This window comes from Chitinophaga sp. (assembly GCF_035538455.1).
In the GTDB taxonomy this organism is placed as follows: Bacteria; Bacteroidota; Bacteroidia; order Chitinophagales; family Chitinophagaceae; genus Chitinophaga.
Genome location: NZ_DATLKJ010000042.1, coordinates 1 through 17,519 on the forward strand (window position 1 = coordinate 1; position 17,519 = coordinate 17,519).

A 17,519-nucleotide genomic window follows, 5' to 3' on the forward strand; every position below is an offset into this window, starting at 1 on the left:
TCACCAATCCGTCTTCTGCCTACGAAGCGCAGGGCAGCGCCGGTATTATCAACATCATCCTCAAAAAAAATGAAATGCAGGGCTGCAATGCTTCTGTACAGGCCAGTCTGGGCAGTCCGGCCAGCAACGGCATCAACGTGAATATGAGCTATAAAACGCAGAAGGTAAACCTCTTTTCCAATATCGGTTACCGCTATATAAATATGATTGTGGACAATACCCTGTATAAAGATAGCCGCAACAAAGGCCAGCAGAGCATACTGGAGCAGCATGGCAGCGAAAATTCAAGTGCCGGCACCACTAGTGTGTATATCGGCGGCGATTATTACATCAATGCAAAGAATACGCTGACCGGCAGTTATTACCGCTCATATAATGTTAACAAGGATGACAACCGGTATTACTATAACTACTTCACCAATAACCGGAAGGATAGCACGGTTGCACGTCTGGAAAACTACCGCGAGCCACAGATATTCAACGAGCTGGAACTGAATTATGTGAAGACATTCAACCAACCCGGGCTCAAGTGGACTACCAACCTGCAATATGATTTCTGGAATGATGATGAACATCAGAATATCCGCCAACAGCGGTCCACACCGGAAGGACCCCTATCGCAGATCATAACCCGTGATATTGAAAGCAGCAACGACATATTCATTCAAAGCGATTTTACCACTCCCCTGAAAAAGAGCGGCAGGCTGGATGCTGGCATCAAAGGCAATCTGCGCGCCATCCGCAGTGAGTATTCCGCCAGTCAGGACAACGTAGCCCTTGAACAGTACAATAATAAACTGATGTATGATGAGAATATCTATGCCGCCTATATACAATACAGTAATAAGATCAGCAAGCTGAATTACCTCGTGGGATTACGTTCTGAGCTATCAGACATTCACATCAGCGATCGTAAGGGTACCCTGGATAAGCGAAAGAATTACCTGGACCTCTTCCCTACACTTCATCTGCAATACCAACTGCAGCCATTACTTGACCTGCAACTGAGCTATAGCCGCCGTGTTAACCGTCCCAAGTTCTGGCAGCTAAACTCCTTTGCCGGTCTCTCAAACGACCGTTACCTCACCGTTGGTAACCCTGATCTGAATCCAATCTATACCCATTCGATCGAGGCAGGTGTACTGAAAAAAACAGGCAGGCTCTCCATCAACCCCGGCGCGTATTTTCAGTATTCTACCAACTACTTTGAATTTATTTTACAGGAGACAGATAAAGGCAATGTACTGCGCACGCCTGTTAATCTTGACCATGAAACCAGGTACGGCGCAGAACTTACCACCTCCTGGAATCCTTATACCTGGTGGCGGCTTTCGCTGGACCTGAACTTCTATAAGTTCTCGCAGGAAGGGGCATTCGAAGGAAAAAATTATTATACTACAGACCAGACCTGGTTCTCCACATTACGTTCCGGTATGAAGTTTCCGAAGATCGTATCCGTAGATTTCAGTTTCAATTACCAGGGACAAAAGAATACCGTTCAATCGGTGATACGCCCGAACTACCGCGCCAATATTGCGTTATCGAAAGATCTCCTGCAAGACCGGGCATCGATCACCTTTGCGGTGAACAATTTGCTGAACTCTCAGACGTATGAGCAGATCACCGCAGCGCAGGATTATTATCTGAACGTGTATTACAAAAGAGTCGGACCAACATACCTTGGCGCCATTACTTACCGTCTCAACAGGAAGAAGGATCAGGCGGACCGCCTGCCTACTGAAAAGTGAGGCCCCATTATAACAAAGATATAACAGGACTGCGTTCCCGCGTTCCTGTATTAATTCCTACCTTCCGGTTTCAAATGTAGCATCATGGGATTATTTGATAAGTTAACCGGAAAAAACAACAAGGTAAAGGTGCAGTTCATTGATAATACAACAGGAGAAACAATTGGTATAACAGAGCTGACGCCAGAGCAGCTGCCCCAGACGTTTGAAATCAATACCACTCTTAATATCAGAGAAGAACAGTGGGTAGTGGAAGAAGCAGCACCTGCACAGGCGGCAGACTTTATCAGAAGCGGGAGTCTGGTACTGAAACTCCGGAAAATCGAACGTATCGACCCGAAGGATATTCTCTATTCATTGCCAACCATTTCCTCAGAACTACCTGCTGTAAGTATATCTGCGCGCTTCAACAGTTTTGAAGCTACCCTCCGCGAAGACGACTGGCGGCAATATGAATTTCTGAATCACACTTCTTTTCCACTGGTGGATATTGAAACGGCCGCCATCCGGAAAATATGGGAAGATCACAGTAAAGAGACTGGTGAAAAATTCAGTGCCTTCGACAAAATACATGTCCGGGAAACCATTGGAGAACCATCGTTGAATATTGATTTCACTGCACTGCAACAATTGCTGGGCGTGAACGATGCAGGCTCATTGAAGCTGGACGGCTACACCGGGTTTATACAGGATGCCTTCGCGCTGAAAACTTCTGCCACCACTTACTATGGCCTTCTGGAAAATAATAAGGTGACCCTGCTGGGCATCTGCCAGTTCTCCGACAATACCATCGATGAAATAAGAAAGCTTACTACCGCCTTTGAAATACTGTTCATCAGTTGGTACCGGGGCGACATTATTGTGGGCGACGATTACCGTTAATAACGGGAACGCCCGTATTGAAATCAGCGCAGCAGTCCTTTGAGGATGTCCACGGCTTTTTCCTGCTCCCGGAAGTTGAGCGAGGCAAAGCCCATCCGCACTGAATTATAGCGCTTAGGATAGGTATCATAATCCCGGCTGTTTCCCATCACAAGACCTTTACGATAAGCATTTGCCGATAGCTCCATTGTATCGGCGGAAAGAAATTTTGTCCAGACAGACATACCGCCGTCAGGGATCTTAAATGAAACATGCGCTCCCAGTTCCGTCCGCAACAGGTTACAGAAGTGATCGCGGCGCTCTTTATAGAGCTTCACGGACTTCCTGATATGACGGCCGATGGTACCGTCTTTATACAGGTCGGCCAAAGCGTTTTCGAGGAGGCTGTCGCCTTGTGTATCAACGGCTTTGCGCAGGTGCGTAGCTGCGGTAGTGAACTGCTCCGGCGCTACCATGAAACCGACGCGGATGGCCGGCGCCAGCGTTTTGGTGAGCGTACCAATATAGATTACGCTGCCATGGCGGTCGAGGCTGGCCATCGGCATAATGGGTTTGCTGGCGTAGTGAAAATCGTAGTCATAATCGTCTTCAATCAGGGCAAACTTATATTTGGCAGCCAGCTCCAGCAACCTGATTCTTCGTTCAGGCGTAAGCGTTACCGTAGTAGGATGATGATGGTGCGGGATCACGTACACCAGTTTTATTTTCTTCTTTTTACAGATGTCTTCTAATTTATCGATGTCCATTCCTTCTTCATCCACCGGTACGGAGATGATCTTCGCGCCTGTATACCGGAAGATAAGATTGGCGCCGGCGTAGCCTGGTTCGCCTACGACCACGTGATCACCGGGCTGCAACAGTGTATGAGCCGCGAGGTAGATACCCTGCTGTGCCCCTCTGGTAACAAGGATGTTAGCGGGTGAAACCGGCAGGCCGCGGGTATCACTTAAAAAATCAGCGAGGATATGCCGCAACTTTTCGGTACCCTGTGCGCCGCCATACATGAAGTATTTGCGTTGTGTAGCCAGCCGTACAAGGCTTCGCATGCTGCTTACCAGCCGTTCCACCGGGGCCAGCCTGCTGTCGGGGAAGCCATCGTTAAGAATGATCTTGCCGCCTTCCGGGAAATCAGACGAAAACACAGGTATGATATGTTTTTCGTCGAAATGAAAAGATGGTTTCGCCGGAATGGTGAACACCTTCTCTTCTTCCTTTATCCGGCCCGGTTTAAGCACAGGAAGATCCTGTGTTACAAAAGTACCGGTACGCGGCAGCATTTCAATCCAGCCCTGTGCCTTCAGCTCATCGTAAGCCGCTACCATTGTCATGCGGTTGATGCCGAGCAGCGTAGCTACTTCGCGGGAGCCCGGCAGCCGCAGCCCCTTTCTCAGTCTGCCTGCCCGTATATGGTGGATGAAGGCGTTTGTGATCTGTATATAGACGGGCATTTCTGCCTGATGGTCTATTTTTATCAGCTCTTGCAATAGTTCCATCTGGATTAGTTAGTTTATTCAAATTGGATGAGTTATCTCATCCAGCGAAGATATAATTTTACAGAAAAAAATAAGCAATGGAAAAAATAACCGCACTTGAAAAAGCTGGTATGCAACTGGAGCCCGGCATGAGCGAACGGACAACGCTGGCGGAAAAAGTAAATACATATATCAACCAATTTGTAGAAGAGCTGCCGCAGAAACCCGGCTATACAAAGAAGAATATCGGCAGGCTGCGCGCACTGAAGCTGCGGGAAGAAGGCGGACAGCTGGATGAGCTGCTGGACATACTCGGTGAAGAGATGGACAACGACGGTATCAACTCCGCCTCCGGCAGGCATATGGGCTATATTCCCGGCGGCGGCCTATGGACAAGCGCACTCGCCGATATGCTGGCGGCCGCCACCAACAGGTATGCCGGCATTGCCTTCTCCAGCCCTGCCGCTGTAGAGATCGAAAACCAGATGATACGCTGGCTTTGCGAAGTGGCCGGTTATCCCGCCACTGCACATGGTAACCTTACCTCCGGCGGCTCAATAGCTAACCTCGTAGCCATTCAGACTGTGCGTGATCATTATCATATTCATTCCGGCAATGTAAAAAAAGCCGTTATCTATTATAGCGAACAGGCGCACCATTGTATATACAAAGCCCTGCACATGACCGGTCTTCATGAAGCGGTGATCAGAACCATCGGCCTGAACGACCGCTTCCAGCTGGATGTACACGCACTGCAGCTGCAAATGGAAGCCGACGTGGAGGCAGGCCTGCAACCCTTGCTGGTGGTAGGTACAGCGGGTACCACACATACGGGCGCTGTTGATCCGCTGGAAGAAATAGCAGCCCTTTGCAAACAATATCATGCCTGGTTCCATGTAGATGCAGCCTATGGCGGCTTCTTCCTGCTGGTGAATGATATGAAAGATAAACTCAAAGGTATTGCACTATCCGACTCAGTTGTGATGGACCCGCACAAAACACTGTTCACGCCGTACGGTTCAGGTGTAGTACTGATAAAGAACAGGAAAGCGCTGCTGGCCACCTACTCTCATACAGCAGCTTACATGCAGGATGCTTCCGGCCTGGAAGATATTGATCCCGCAGACGCCGGTCCAGAGCTGAGTCGTCACTTCCGCGGGCTACGCATGTGGCTGCCCCTGCATCTTCACGGGATAGCCCCTTTCAGGGCTAACCTCGAAGAGAAAATATTGCTGTGTCGCCACTTCCATGAACAGATCGGTGCGATGGGATTTGAAACAGGCCCGGCACCCGACTTATCTGTGGCTATTTTCAGATGCCCGGATGATCCCGGCAATCAGCAGACAGAGCAACTCATCCAGGCGCTGCATGAAGACGGAAGAGTATTCTTCTCCACTACCCTGATCAATCGCAAACTATGGATACGCTGTGCTGTGGTAAGTTTCAGAACACACCTGCGTGAAATCAAGCTGGCGCTGAGTATGGTAAAGGAAGCGATGGAGGCCATACAGCTGGGGGTTAAAAAATATTCTGAAACTTTTTCCGGGTAGATGTCCATATGAGTTTTGATGGTTTGTTATAAGAGTATAAACAAACTATTCACTAACTTAAAAACAAAAACCATGGATCAGTTCATGTTAATTTTCCGTCATGAAGACGGCACCAAGATAGCCTCCCCGGAACAGATGCAGATCTGGATGAAACACACGATGGACTGGATTGGCGCCATTGCCGCACAAAATAAATATGTGGGCGGTAATGGTCTCCCGTTCGACAACAGCAAAATAGTATGGCATAACAATGTAGTAACCAACGGTCCTTTCGGGGATGTAAAGGAAACCGTAGGCGGCTATATCATTGTTAAGGCTGATTCCGTAGATGAAGCTGTAGAATTTGCGAAAGGTTGTCCCATACTGGGAGGTGAAGGCAACAGCGTGGAGGTAAGAAGGATTGCCACAGGAGATGGAGTACATTGATGAGCTTTTAGCTTCTGGCCTTTAGTTCAAAACTAAACGCCAGAAGCTAAAAACTAAACGCTTGATTTATGAACAACCAGGACCTCATACCCCACCTGTTCAGAGAGGAATACCGCAAGATCGTAGCCGTATTATGCAGACGGTTTGGATTTGAGCAGATGGAAACTGCGGAAGATATTGCCAGCCAGACTTTCCTGGCAGCAGCGCAGACGTGGAGCCTTAATGGCATTCCGAAAAACCCGGTTGCCTGGTTGTATAATGTAGCGAAGAACAATGCAAAGAATTACCTGCAACGTGATCATCTCTTTACAACAAAGATTGCTCCTGAGATAAAACAGACCTCAACAGCTGCTTATGAAAACGAAATAGACCTTTCTCCTCAGAATATTTCAGACAGCCAGTTGCAGATGATGTTTGCAATATGTCATCCGGCCATTCCGCCAGAAGCGCAGGTAGGTCTGTCACTTCGTATTCTTTGTGGTTTTGGTATTGATGAAATTGCGGACGCTTTCCTGTCTAACCGCGAAACCATTACCAAGCGTCTTTTCAGGGCAAGGGAGAAACTGCGGGATGCAAATATCAGTATTGCGTTGCCACCGCCTGCCGAGATTGACAACCGGCTGGATACAGTGCTGGCTACGTTGTACCTGTTGTTCAGTGAAGGGTATTACTCCGCCAGCCAGGACACCACGCTGCGCAGGGACCTTTGCCTGGAAGCCATGCGCCTCTGTTACATGCTGGTGGAAAATGATGCTACCAACAAGCCACCGGTAAATGCACTACTGTCGCTGATGTGCTTTCATGCCTCCCGGTTTGAGGCGCGGATCAGCGAAAACGGCGAACAGGTGCTCTACAACGAGCAGGACACCACCCTCTGGAACCAAGACCTGATCCGTAAAGGCGCCTGGTACCTGAAATGCGCCACCACCGGCGATCATATTTCACGTTATCACCTGGAAGCCTCCATTGCTTACTGGTACACACAGAAAGAAGATACAACAGAGAAATGGGACCACATGTTGCAATTGCATAACCGACTGTTACAAATAGCTTACTCACCTATCGCGGCACTGAACAGAACCTATGCATTTTCAAAAGTATACGGCAAAGTGTCCGCCATAAAGGAAGCGGAGAAATTAAAGCTGGAAGGCAACCATTTTTACTTCACCCTGCTGGGTGAATTGTACACAGGCATAGATGATATAAAGACCAACAACTACTATCAGCAGGCATTACAGCTGGCCAAAACACATCCTGAACAACAACTGATCCGGAAAAAGATTGACCAGTTACCTTCCTGATCATATCCGATATATACCTAGCCGTTATACTCCTGACTGATGGCTGCTACCGCGGCGCATAAAATACTGATCTCCTCTTCTGTATTATAATAGTGTACAGATGCGCGCACCACATCTGTGATATGATGCTTGTTCATGTAGATCACTGTTGCCCTGGGCATTGCCATGGATACATTAATATGCTTTTCCAGCAGCCGGCTTTTCACAGATCCGCTGTCGATCCCTTTGATGGAGAAAGTCACAATGCCGGAGCGGAGCAAGCCTCTGTCCTGTATCGTAACACCGGGGATAGTGCCCAGTTTTTCGCGAAGCTGCGCAGACAGCAACTGTATGCGTTGCCAGATACGGGCAACATCAACATGCAGTGCATATTCTATCGCCTTACCAAGTCCGATTACCAGGGCGCGGTTCTTTTCATACAGTTCAAACCTCCTCGCATCATCCCTCATGGTATAGCTGTCCGGGCTTATGGCAACAGTGGAATGGCCATCCATCATCAGCGGTTCCAATTGGTTCAGGATCTCTTTCTTCACATACAGGAAACCTGTACCCCTGGGAGCGCGCAAATATTTGCGGCCGGTAGCTGCCAGCATATCACAATGGATGGCTTTTACATCAAGCGGTACATGGCCCGCAGACTGGCAGGCATCCACGAGGTATAAGATATTGTGCTTTGCCGCCACCTCACCTATCTCTGCCACAGGCAGCATGCCACCGGTACCAGAAGCAATGTGTGTTACAGCAATCATGCGTGTACGAGGTGTGATGGCTGCTTCCAATGCCGGCAGGGAGAAGTTACCGTCTTCATCATGCGGCGCCGTCTTAATAACAATACCGTGTATTTTCTTTGCCTGTAAGGCGCCTATCAGATTGGTGGAATACTCCAGCTCTGATACAAGCACTTCGTCACCAGGCTTGAAGCTGATCCCCCGGAAGGCTGTCATCCAGGCAGTACTGGCGTTCTCCACTACGGCTACTTCGGAAACATCTGCATTGATAAGCTTTGCGATGAGTGCGTACACCTGTTCCAGCTGGTCTCCGTATTTGTATTCTGCCTCATAGGCGCCGATGTATGCTTCTTCCTGGAGGTAGGCTATTACCGGATCTATCACAGCATCCGGCGGAAGCGCGCCGCCAGCATTATTGAAATGTATCCTGCCTGCGGTTCCTCTGGTGGCAGCCCTGAATTGTTGTATTTCGTCGTTGGTGAACGCTGTTGTTTCCATAGTCTGGGTTTAAGCAGCAGTAAATTAAGGAAAAACAGGCAGACCCAACATCGCATGGGAACGCCATTTATCTGAACCGGTAGTGAATACCCGCGCTGATATAGGCATTGGTGCTGAGCTTATGCCCCGGATTGTCAGAGAACATCTTCGATATATTCTTTTCAGTGAATGCAAAACTTCTCAGCATCATCAGACCACCTTCCACGGAGAAATCAAATTTCTTCACATGCCAGGTATTTTCCAGTCCGATAGGCAGCTGCCAGAAACTGACCAGGCGCTTGTCGTCTGTACGGTAGCTGACGTCATAGGGTTGCATCCTGGGTTTGAAGGCGAGTGTCAGGTCCGTTTGTTTATTGATCAGGTAAGTGGCGCCCACCCTGAAAGCCATTCCGGGTCCTTTGTCCGGCACGTTGATATTGATCCTGAACCGGTCGTTCTCAGGTTGCCATTGCACGTACAAGGCAGGCCAGATAATGGGTACACCAAAGCTATTGGTAACAGTGGCGCCGAAGCCAAAAGTAAAGGTACGGGTGAAATGCTTCATGAAGATAGCGCCGCCGCTGATGAAAAGTGCATTGGTGGTGATCTTTTCCATGTCGGTATAGAGCCCGGCGGAGAGGAAGGAGACCACTCCCCATTGGTTGCGCAGGCTGCGGTAGTGCTGTACGCCCAGGTCCACAGTCAGTAACCCTGACGGATATATTTTCTTGTCGTAATCTTTGTTGAACAGGCTGGTATAACTGCCACCCACATAGGCAGTCCAGGTTCTGACACTGCCGGTGACGGTGTCAATCTGATTAGATAACAGGAGGCTCAGGCCCATGTTCAGCCTTGCCTGTGTAGTAGTGGCGTTGGTTTTCACACTGTCTTCGGGACGTATATAGCGTGATGCCGGTATATAGTCCATGCTTACATTGAGGTCCACTGGTCTTACCTGGGCGAGGGTACCGCCGGTGTGAACAAAGAACAAGATGCCGGCAGCACCGCATACTCGCATGAGGCGGCCTGCAAAAAAGAATCTCTTTTTCTGCATATAGGTATGTTTGAGATGTAGAGTGGTACAGCGTTATAGTTACGCGCTGTTAATCGACGGTCAACTATTCACCCACCCCTATGCATCGCAAAACATTTTATACAGAAAACCACCGTCCCCCTAGACAACTTCGTGGCATCAATCTCTCCTAAGAGCCGGTAACAAACCTGAGAAAGTAGTGTTTTCCGGGAAATATTGCCCTTCTACAGCCCTGATCAGTGGCGGAATAGCGGAGTATAGGCGGACTTGACGTGGACTTGATACGGACATGCCCAGGAGGGGAGCTTTCCTTCCTACAAACTTGATAACTTTAAACGCATGGCATTTACGTGATTTCTTCCTTTCGTCTGATCCGATTTAGCGGGAACAAATAAAAATGCTGAAAGCGCCTCGATAAGCGCTTTCAGCATTTAGGGTGTGTAATTTAGTAAATGAAAATCCTTAGAAAGTGTGAGTTGCCTGTGTTGTCAGTATCTGTCCTGTTGCGGGGCTCTCTTTCACGAGCTTTCCGTCCACATAGATCTGTGCCTTCAGGGTAGCGGCCGCGCTTTCGGACTGACCGGCAGACAAGAGCATAACATAGCGAGCGTCTGCCGGTGTTGTTATTTCAGTAGACCAACTGGTACCTGTAATATTGGTTTTGGAAGTTTCAGTGCCGTTGACAACATATGTTACATAGTGGATAGTTGCATTGGCGGACCATTCTACTTTAAACGTAACCTTGTGACTGCTGGCGGAAGGAGCGTCGTTTTTATCATCTTTCTTACATGCTGCAAATACAGTTACAAACAACAGTGATAACAGAAAAAGCTGCTTAAATACTTTCATAAATCTAAAAAATGTGATGCCTACTCTGAGAATATGCAGTTTTCGGCTTCCCTGCAATAATGCTGTAGCGTACATCCGGATGTAGTTCGAACACTCCTGGTGATGCGGTACAACAAAAGTACTTCCGGCGGGAAACAGCGCCAATACCCGGATGCAAGGAATTATTACTACCCGTTTCCAGGTATTTTTCAGTACCAGGAAGTGTTTAATATCAGAATAGTTGTTTATTTTGTCTGCATGAGAAAACCATTGTGCCTACTATTTCAACTGATAGCTTTTGTTTCCCTGTGTAAAGCGCAGGAACCCCTTCACATGCTGAAATATGCAGACAGCCTCTCCGGAATCCTGCACCGGGCTCCTTCCGACAGTGTGAAAGCCCGCGCAGCATTCGAGCTGTCTGAACTATGGTCCACCTCTGATACATTGCAATCATCCCGTTTCCTGGAACAGGGGCGGCAATTAGCGGGCAAGTCTGCTTACTTACAGACGTTACATCGTTTTTATAGAGGACATTATTTAGCAAAAGCCGGCAACGATAATGCGCAGCCTGTACTGTTACAGGCGGATACGCTGTTGAGCCGGTTCAATACCAAAGAAGCTGCGCTGTACCGCTCGAAAGTATGGTATGATTACGGTGCTCTCGAACAACGCAAAGACAACCCCAAGGGCTTTGCAGACATCCTTGTGAATAAGGCTATCCCGTTTGCAGAAAAGGCCGACAACAAAGCCTTTTCCGGCAGATGTCATCTTGCCCTGGCAATGGTGTTCAAAAACGCCGGGGAGTACGACAAAGCTGAAACCTACTGCCTGAAGGCCATTGAGCTGGAAAGAAGCGGCAACGCCCCTCCCAACTACCTCGCCATGGCCTATTTTACGATCGCAGAAAACTATACACTGGCCGCTAAAACCACGAAAGCGCGCCCGGTGCTGGATACCCTGCGGCAGATACTCGCAGAAGATCCGGAGTCGAGCTATATGCTGGATTATTACGCTGTAGAAGCACTGTATTGGGGACAGGAAAAACAGGCAGACAAAACCCTTGTCAGTGTTGACAAAGGTATTGCCCTGGCCAGGAAACTGAAATTACGCTACGAAGAGCAACGGTTGTTGTTCCAGAAATTCTTCGCCTTACACAACAGTAATAACTTCTCGGCTGCAATAGATGTCCTGAAGGAACTGATGCAGCAGCCCGAAATGATGATGCTTGCCACCAACCGCACGCAGATATATGGGGGGATGGCCCTCAGCTACGAAGGACTGCACAAATGGGACCAGGCGTACTCCTGGATGAAGCGCTACGCGGAGCTGAGCGACAGCATAGCGGCCAGCAAGCTAAAGAACGATGTGCATGCGATGGAAATAAAATTCAACAACGCGGAGAAGCAGAAAGAGATAGACGCCCTGAAAGCTAAAAGCGTACAGGAAGCCCTGGCAGCAAAGAATTCCAGGCTCTTCAACTGGTTATTAGGATCTGCCAGTATATTCCTGCTGGTAGTGCTCATCTTCGTTCAACAGCTTTACCGCAGCAGGAAGATCCTGATGGCACAAAAAGAGCTCACCTACCGGCAACAGCTGCACGAAATTGAACAACGGCAACAGTTGCAGTTCAGCCAGGCGATCATCCAGGGAGAAGAACAGGAACGCAGAAGGCTGGCCCGCGATCTCCACGATGGCCTCGGCGGCATGCTGGCAGGCGCGCGGCTCAATCTCTCCGGCCAGATGAACGATACGCTCTCCACTGACCACCGCGCAGAACTGGAAAGAGTGACCAATCAGCTGGACAGCTCCGTCACAGAACTACGCCGCATTGCACATAACCTCATGCCGGTGAACCTGCTCAAGTTCGGACTCGAAACAGCTCTCCGCGACCTCAGCACTTCTCTGATGAATGACACTACACGTATCGACTTCCAGGCGCTTGATATTTCTGACACCCTGCCGGAAGAAGTGCAGATACATGTTTACCGCATCGTACAGGAGCTACTGTCCAACTCCATCCGCCACGGCCATGCATCCCATATTATACTACAATGCAGCCAGAACGGTGACGTCTTCTATATCACACAGGAAGATAACGGCAAAGGCTTCAATCCCGAAAAGGTCAGCAATGGCATGGGATTGGGTAATATTAAAAACAGGGTAGGTTTCCTCCGGGGCAAAATAGAAATTGAATCCGTAGAAAATGAAGGTACTACCGTAAATATAGAACTTCATGTCAAATAATCATACCACTTTAGCCATTGTAGACGATCATCCGATCGTACTCGAAGGATTGCAGCGTCTGCTCAACAACCTGGACGAGATCCGTATCGGCGGCTGTTTTACTACAGGAACTGACTTCATGTCTTTCCTCAAAAATAACAAAACAGACATCGTTCTTCTCGACATCACGCTCCCCGATGCCAATGGCATTGAGCTTTGCAGGGAAATAAAGAAGCTCTCACCCGACACACATGTGCTGGCATTGAGTAATCACAGTGAACGCAGTCTCATCATGCAGATGATCAACAACGGCGCCACCGGCTACCTGCTGAAAAATATCTCTTCGGAAGAACTGATCACGTGTATACATGAAGCGCTAGATGGTATGATCACCTTCAGCAAGGCGGTAAAAGAAATAATGGCACGCCCCTCTATGAATGAGCTGACGGGCATTCCGGTGCTCACCAAAAGAGAGAAGGAAATACTGCATCTCATCGCCGACGGCAAGACCACGCCTGACATAGCAGAAAAGCTGTTTTTAAGCCCGCTGACCGTAGAAACGCACCGTAAAAACCTTATACAGAAATTCAAGGTAAGAAACGTGGCCGCCCTGATCAAAATGGCAGCACAACAGGGACTTCTCTGATCAGTTATTTTTTCCGCCTGTATAAAAGATCCATCTGCAGGATCTGTAATTCATCAGATTGCAGGAAGCTCACCGGTGCAATGAACTCGAAATCCAGGCTTTTTACGTAGTTGTGCATTTCGTCGAAAAGCGGTTCGCCATTGTACATGGCTACGAAGGAAGTTTCAAACAGCAGGTAATCCACCCGGTCCATGCAGTTTGCGGCGCCCTTCAGCACTTCTTTTTCAAAGCCCTGCACATCCAGTTTGAGCAGCAGCGGCGCGTTAACCCGGATACCCTGCAACCATTCATCGAGGCGTTTCACCGGCACTTCTATCTGTTGCACATTCGCCGTAAAAGGGAGCGTTTTCCGTTGCAGTTCAGACACTTCCAATGCAGAGCTGGCGTGAGAATAGGCATTGCTGTAAAACTCCAGGGTGCCGGTATTACTGCCCAGCGCAAAATTATAAGTGTGGATGTTACTACTCCGCCGCGTGTTGCGTTGCAGGACGGCATATGTTTCAGGAACCGGCTCAAAGGCATGTATCGATGCATTGGGATAAAAATGAGTAGCCGCCAGTGCAAACTGACCCTGGTTGGCTCCCACATCCAATACCGTTTGCAGTTCAGGGATGAATTTCTTACAGTTGTATAATATCTGTGACGACGCTACGGATGCTCCTTTCTTCCACAACATGGAAAGTCCCATCCCCGTTTTCAGCATCACACGCGCTGCATCCGTGATTTTAAAGAATATATGCATGAAGGAAAAATGTTTCAGGGATTTACTGGCTGTTTGTCGGATACCTGCACATCTTTCAATGCGTTCATATCCTCCATTACTTTCGATTTCATAAACAGCTGCACGGCCTTGTCGAGTCCGAAGCGCCCCGCTCCTGCCACCAGCTGGAACACAGGGTTGCTGACCTTCTTCTCCGTCAGCAGGTGATACCCTTTCAGTGAACATACATGGAGGTTATGTTTGCGGGCAATGAATTCCAATGTACGCTTGCGGTAAAAGGCAATATGCTGCCCGTGTTCGCTGCCATAGTACCACCATTTGCCGGGCTTTGGCGCCGGATCGGGGATCAGCTGGGTGGAAAAGAATATATTCCGCGATATGCTGAGGATCTTCTCAATCTCTGCGAGCGGCTCCACAAAATGTTCGAAGCTCTCGAAAGTAGTAACCAGCTCTATTTCATCTGCCGGATTATATTCAAACCCTTTGGCCAGCAGGTTATCTGTATATGGATCATGCGTGTAGAAATCAAAACCATAATTGCGCATCAGTCTTGTAAAAAGACCATAACCTCCGGCATAGTCGAGGAATTTTTTCCTTTTGTTATACAGGCAGAAGACAATGGCAGCTGCTGATCTGGCCGCCATCAGGTTTCTTCTTACCAGACCTGTATCTGTAAGGTTAATAGGCGCCGCATAGGCTTCTGCCAGCCAGTACGGCTGCTCTGTCTGTACCAGGCCGCAATGGTTGCAGGCATAATACTTTACCTGATACCTGTTCAGCAGAGGGGCAGTAAAGATATATTCCGAAGCCTTTCCACATATCCTGCAAGGTATTTCCATAGTACCTGAATTGATTAAAGTATTTTCTTCCGCATAATAATCGCCATCCTACATTACAGTAACACTCATCGGCAGATACTGTTCACTTGGACAGTGATTTCCAGCAAAGAATGCAGAGGGGGCAAAGACGCAATATCCTTTGCGCCTTTGCCCCCTCTGCATTCTTTGCTGGAAACTATTATTCCACTACTATTTTCTTCGTTTGCCTGTCGCCGTTACTGTCTGCTACAGTAAGGAAGTAAATACCGTGAGACAGCGTGATGGTCTGTTTGACGATTCCTGCCGGCACCTGCCATGCGTTTTCCTGGATCTTCTTGCCGGAGAGGTCAGTAACAGTATATTTCACCAGCTGTTGTTTGGAGCTGCTGATTTCTACCTGCAGGTTGTTGTTAGGGACAGGGTTGGGATACACCTTACAGGAGAAGGAGGATGGCGTTTCAGCCGTTTTGCTTTCATCGCCGGCGTCTGTCATGGTGCGGGCCAGTGTACCGGTTACCACCTTGAAGGTATCCGTTACACAGATGCTGCCGGCAGTGGCATTGTCGGCTACGGTGTACACGGTAGTGCCATTGCCCGGTGTAATGGTATTGGTACGGCTGGTGGCGCCGTTGTTCCATTTATAGTTGCCAGGCCATGAAGCGCTGAGTGTGAGCGGCTGACCAGCGGCGGCATTCACCACGGTGGTTTTGCTGACATCCTTCATCATGGTGAAGCGGTCTTTGATGGTTTTATCCGCTGCAACGAACTTAGCATCCAGTCTATTGCCTTCTACTTCCAATACCAACGAGCCGCCGGTGGTAGCGTTGGAATAATAGGAAGATGCATGCGGGAAGGAAGATTGCGTACCGCCTATTTGTCCGGCGGAACCGGCCACTACGTATACGGTACCGTGTGCTGTTTTAGCAGAGGTGGATACGTAAGGGCATGAATTGGAAGTGCTGTCGTACTTCGCACTGCTGTTGCTAACGGCATGCTGTGAGAAGGAGAAGGTATTTTCCAGTCCGTAGTGTCCGCGGATATAGTAAGAGCGCTCGTAATCGTGGCTATGGCCGTTGAGGATAAGGTCTACACCATAACGCTCCAGGATGCGGATGACCATTTGCCTTACTTTCACGAGTTCGCTTTCACTGTCGGAGTTGTGGCTGCCCATAGTGTAGGGCGGATGATGCCAGTAAGCGATTGTCCATTTACGGGTATTGGCGGCCAGGTCATTCTTGAGCCACTGTATCTGTGTGCTGGTGGTATCGTAGAAGCGTTTGCTGCTCTCCATTCCATAGGAGTCGAGGCAGATGAAGTGGATGTCGCCGTAATCAAATGAGTAGTACTCTTCCTTGCCGGAGGCGAGGCCACCGCATTCACCGTTCTTCGGCAGGGTGAAGTTGGCGAGGTACGGAATGTTGTGGTCATTCTGGCGGCTGGAATTATTATCATAATCGTGGTTGCCCAATGTGGGGAACAGCAGGATATTTTTGAGCAGATTGTCTTTGTAGATATTGAAGAAATTGGATTGATACTCGTTATCAAATCCGCCGTCATAGGCGTTATCACCGAGCAGCAGCCATACGTCTGTCTGACCGGCGCCTACATAGTTAAGATAGGCGTCCCGTACTTTGGTCTGGTTGGAGGAATTGTTTCCACAGTCGCCATAAGCGGCAATCCTTATTTTACGGGTAGTGCCGGCAGGAGGCGCTGTATTGAAATAGTTTTTGTCTGTTGCTTCCAATACGGCGGTGGTGGTACCGATGCTGTAGTAGTAACGGGTATCAGGTTGCAGGTTGGTAATCCTTACTTCATGTTCAGTAACAGCAGAGGTGTTCACTACGCTGTCAGTAAGATTGCCGTAAACCGTGCCATACTTCACTTTGGTGTTGTTGGCCACATCTGTGCGCCAGCGGACAGTCACAGCAGTCTGGTTACCCATTTGCAGGTAAGGTCCTCTTACTACGGCGCTGGAAGTGCTGCCGGTATTGCCTTTGAGTTGCAGGTCGAAGGAGATGTCGCTGCTGGTAACCACATGCTGGTGGATTTCTACTGCGATGGTGTTACTGCCTTCTACAAAAGCGGAGACAGGGATGGAAGCCGTCTGGACGGAAGCGCCGTCATCGCCGGCATCATTTGCAGCCATTGTATTGTAAGAGATGGTGCCGGTGGGCATGTTATCTCTTTTTACTTCGGCGCCGTTTACATATACGACGATACCGTCGTCTCTTCTGAATTCCAGCGACAGGCTGGTGTAATTGCTAAGACCTGAAATGTTGAACTTCTTCCTGAAATAGGTGGTGACGTACTTGTTGGAAGAGCTGCTGCCATAACTTACGGTAGTAGCTTCATCTCCATCGCCGTAGCCCAGTTCCGCGGGGCCTTCCTTCCAGGAGCCGTCATTGAAGGAAGCGGAACGCCAGGAAGTGCCCTGGTTAGAGCCATTGTCAAGATATTTCCAGGTAGCGCCAAAGGGCAGCAACGTGGTCTGTGCCTGCAAAGTTAGTCCCAGCAGGGCGCCACAACATGTAAGGATACATGATTTCGCAATAGCGGGCAAACATGGGATCATGGGATAAGATTTAATTGTTGAATGTTGATAGTTGATAGTTGTCAGATAGATAGAATGATCGATTTAGATTTGACACGATACAGATAATCGTCTG

At 48.9% G+C, this 17,519-nt stretch carries 14 protein-coding genes; 7 read left to right on the forward strand and 7 right to left on the reverse strand.

What is annotated here, in order from left to right:
- Nucleotides 1-1,748, forward strand: a 1,748-nt coding sequence (locus tag VM802_RS04830; protein ID WP_325528551.1) for a TonB-dependent receptor domain-containing protein, incomplete at its 5' end; no start/stop codon positions are given.
- A gap of 84 nt (nucleotides 1,749-1,832) precedes the next feature.
- Complete coding sequence (locus tag VM802_RS04835) at nucleotides 1,833-2,630, forward strand: hypothetical protein (protein ID WP_325528553.1); 798 nt, start codon at nucleotides 1,833-1,835, stop codon at nucleotides 2,628-2,630.
- A gap of 23 nt (nucleotides 2,631-2,653) precedes the next feature.
- On the opposite strand, the gene pdxR is transcribed toward VM802_RS04835, so the two are convergent.
- Nucleotides 2,654-4,123 carry a MocR-like pyridoxine biosynthesis transcription factor PdxR gene (pdxR, locus tag VM802_RS04840; RefSeq protein WP_325528555.1) on the reverse strand — a complete coding sequence of 490 codons (1,470 nt, stop codon included), beginning with the start codon at nucleotides 4,121-4,123 and terminating at the stop codon, nucleotides 2,654-2,656.
- Nucleotides 4,124-4,200: 77 nt separating this feature from the next.
- Between pdxR and VM802_RS04845 the strand changes: the two genes are divergently transcribed.
- The 3 genes from VM802_RS04845 to VM802_RS04855 all read left to right on the forward strand — a co-directional run bounded on the left by VM802_RS04845 (nucleotide 4,201) and on the right by VM802_RS04855 (nucleotide 7,379).
- Complete coding sequence (locus VM802_RS04845) at nucleotides 4,201-5,652, forward strand: pyridoxal phosphate-dependent decarboxylase family protein (RefSeq protein WP_325528557.1); 1,452 nt, start codon at nucleotides 4,201-4,203, stop codon at nucleotides 5,650-5,652.
- A 72-nt stretch (nucleotides 5,653-5,724) separates the two neighbouring features.
- Nucleotides 5,725-6,078 (forward strand): YciI family protein, encoded by a 354-nt coding sequence (locus VM802_RS04850; protein ID WP_325528558.1) that lies wholly within the window; start codon nucleotides 5,725-5,727, stop codon nucleotides 6,076-6,078.
- A gap of 68 nt (nucleotides 6,079-6,146) precedes the next feature.
- A complete protein-coding gene (locus VM802_RS04855; protein ID WP_325528560.1) occupies nucleotides 6,147-7,379 on the forward strand; it encodes an RNA polymerase sigma factor in 1,233 nt (410 codons plus the stop codon).
- A 17-nt stretch (nucleotides 7,380-7,396) separates the two neighbouring features.
- On the opposite strand, the gene VM802_RS04860 is transcribed toward VM802_RS04855, so the two are convergent.
- The 3 genes from VM802_RS04860 to VM802_RS04870 form a co-directional block, all read right to left on the reverse strand.
- On the reverse strand, nucleotides 7,397-8,605 hold the full coding sequence (locus VM802_RS04860) for an aminotransferase class V-fold PLP-dependent enzyme (protein ID WP_325528562.1): 1,209 nt from the start codon (nucleotides 8,603-8,605) through the stop codon (nucleotides 7,397-7,399).
- 67 nt (nucleotides 8,606-8,672) lie between these two features.
- Nucleotides 8,673-9,638, reverse strand: coding sequence for a DUF6268 family outer membrane beta-barrel protein (locus VM802_RS04865; protein ID WP_325528564.1), 966 nt, complete (start codon nucleotides 9,636-9,638; stop codon nucleotides 8,673-8,675).
- Between the two features lie 441 nt (nucleotides 9,639-10,079).
- Nucleotides 10,080-10,466 carry a hypothetical protein gene (locus VM802_RS04870; RefSeq protein WP_325528566.1) on the reverse strand — a complete coding sequence of 129 codons (387 nt, stop codon included), beginning with the start codon at nucleotides 10,464-10,466 and terminating at the stop codon, nucleotides 10,080-10,082.
- A gap of 312 nt (nucleotides 10,467-10,778) precedes the next feature.
- Here VM802_RS04870 and VM802_RS04875 point away from each other — a divergent pair, with 312 nt between their 5' ends.
- Both VM802_RS04875 and VM802_RS04880 read left to right on the forward strand, forming a co-directional pair.
- Nucleotides 10,779-12,689, forward strand: a complete 1,911-nt coding sequence (locus VM802_RS04875) for a tetratricopeptide repeat-containing sensor histidine kinase (RefSeq protein ID WP_325528569.1) — start codon at nucleotides 10,779-10,781, stop codon at nucleotides 12,687-12,689.
- Complete coding sequence (locus tag VM802_RS04880; RefSeq protein ID WP_325528571.1) at nucleotides 12,679-13,314, forward strand: response regulator transcription factor; 636 nt, start codon at nucleotides 12,679-12,681, stop codon at nucleotides 13,312-13,314. Before VM802_RS04875 ends, VM802_RS04880 begins: the two co-directional genes overlap by 11 nt.
- Before the next feature lie 4 nt (nucleotides 13,315-13,318).
- Here VM802_RS04880 and VM802_RS04885 read toward each other — a convergent pair whose 3' ends face one another.
- From VM802_RS04885 to VM802_RS04895, 3 genes are all read right to left on the reverse strand, one after another.
- Entirely contained in the window at nucleotides 13,319-14,056 is a 738-nt protein-coding gene (locus tag VM802_RS04885) for an FkbM family methyltransferase (protein WP_325528573.1), read from the reverse strand.
- Nucleotides 14,057-14,070: 14 nt separating this feature from the next.
- A complete protein-coding gene (locus VM802_RS04890) occupies nucleotides 14,071-14,874 on the reverse strand; it encodes a class I SAM-dependent methyltransferase (RefSeq protein ID WP_325528575.1) in 804 nt (267 codons plus the stop codon).
- 178 nt (nucleotides 14,875-15,052) lie between these two features.
- Entirely contained in the window at nucleotides 15,053-17,425 is a 2,373-nt protein-coding gene (locus VM802_RS04895; protein ID WP_325528577.1) for a metallophosphoesterase, read from the reverse strand.
- Nucleotides 17,426-17,519: the final 94 nt, after the last annotated feature.